Below are 1,563 nucleotides of genomic sequence, written 5' to 3' on the forward strand. Positions count from 1 at the left end.
GCTTTAGATCCCATGAGGAGTGAACAGCGGCCGTCGCTCTGGCAGAGTGAGGTTGCATCAAAACACTCGCTCAGGAGGAGCAATTTATGGAACCCGCATCCATTCATCCGACCGCTGTCCGTACTGATCTTGGCGCAATTTTTGTGTCATTGGAACTGAGCCGATCGACTTGGTTGATCACTTCGTTGTCGCCGGGCAGTGGCGAGAAGATGTCGAAGCATGTAGTGGCCGGTGGCAATGTGGCAGAGCTGCTGGATCGATTTGAGCAGCTACAGCACAAAGCGCGGTTGAGAACAGGAACGTTGTTTCCTATCGTAACAATCCAAGAGGCAGGATTGGACGGCTTCTGGATACACCGGGTGCTGGAGGCCAATGGTATCGAGAGTCACGTCGTAGACGCAGCTTCGATCGCGACGTCTCGTCGACGTCGGCGTGCCAAGACCGACAAGATTGATGGAGAGGCTCTGACGCGCACATTGCTTGCGTTCAAGCGCGGCGAGCCACGCGTATGTGCGATGGTTAAAGCGCCAGATCCGAAGGACGAAGATCGGCGTCGGATTTGCCGGGAACGCAAAGTTTTGATTGCTGAGCGGGTCAGGCATGTCAATCGCGTTAAGGGGCTACTCTTTGCTCAAGGCGTCAGCGGCTATCAACCGCTCCGTAAAGATCGCCGTCGGCGGCTGGAGGAGCTCCAGACCGGAGATGGGCGTGAGTTACCGAAACACCTGAAGGCTCAAATTAATCGCGAACTCGACCGTCTCGACTTGCTGCTGGAACAGATTGCTGCAGTGGAGAGCGAGCGGAATTCTCTCCTGTCAACGTATGAGCAGCCAGCGGTTGAGGCAACTTCGCCCGCGGCGATGCTGCTGTCCCTGAAGGGGATTGGCGCTGAGTTTGCCGCCGTCCTTTGGACCGAAGCCCTGTCCCGGCGTTTTGATAATAGGCGGCAGATTGCCGCCTATGCCGGTTTGACACCAACCCCATGGATGAGCGGGACCATCGATCACGAACAGGGTGTCTCAAAAGCAGGAAACCCTCGGCTGCGCACCACGATGATTCAACTGTCTTGGTTGTGGCTACGCAATCAGCCAGCATCAGCGCTCAGCCGTTGGTTTGTGGATCGGGTTCAGTCGAATGGTGGGCGCTTAAAGAAAGCCGCGATAGTTGCCCTGGCGCGCAAACTCCTTATCGCGCTGTGGAAGTTTGTCACTGCGGGTGTTGTCATCGAGGGGGCTGTCATGAAGACTGCGTGACGACCAAAAAATTACCGAATACACAAATCTTCCAGGACTGATCACTCCTGGCGGATCCAGGTGAGCGAACCGCCTCAAAGTCGGGCTTCAAATGCCGCGCTTTAGATTGGTCCCGTTCTCCTGAGCCTTGCCGCTACGCAAGCGGGATGATGGTGCTGCCGGACAAAACGGCGACCGTATGTGAGTTTGAACCGGTGACGGAAACGTGCCGCGTCAAGCAAGATGGCTCAGACCATGGGTTCGATACAAAATCGAAGGGGACAAGCTATGGAACAATGATTGATCTTGACGACGAAATCCTCATGTGAGC

At 55.7% G+C, this 1,563-nt stretch carries 1 protein-coding gene; it reads left to right on the forward strand.

Annotation, left to right across the window (positions count from 1 at the left end):
- The first annotated feature begins 86 nt into the window (after nt 1–86).
- Entirely contained in the window at nt 87–1,253 is a 1,167-nt protein-coding gene (locus tag ACOZHT_RS24360) for an IS110 family transposase (protein ID WP_240578266.1), read from the forward strand.
- Nucleotides 1,254–1,563 lie beyond the last annotated feature (310 nt).

Origin of the sequence: Ochrobactrum sp. EDr1-4 (assembly GCF_049199085.1) — a bacterium.
In the GTDB taxonomy this organism is placed as follows: domain Bacteria; phylum Pseudomonadota; class Alphaproteobacteria; order Rhizobiales; family Rhizobiaceae; genus Brucella.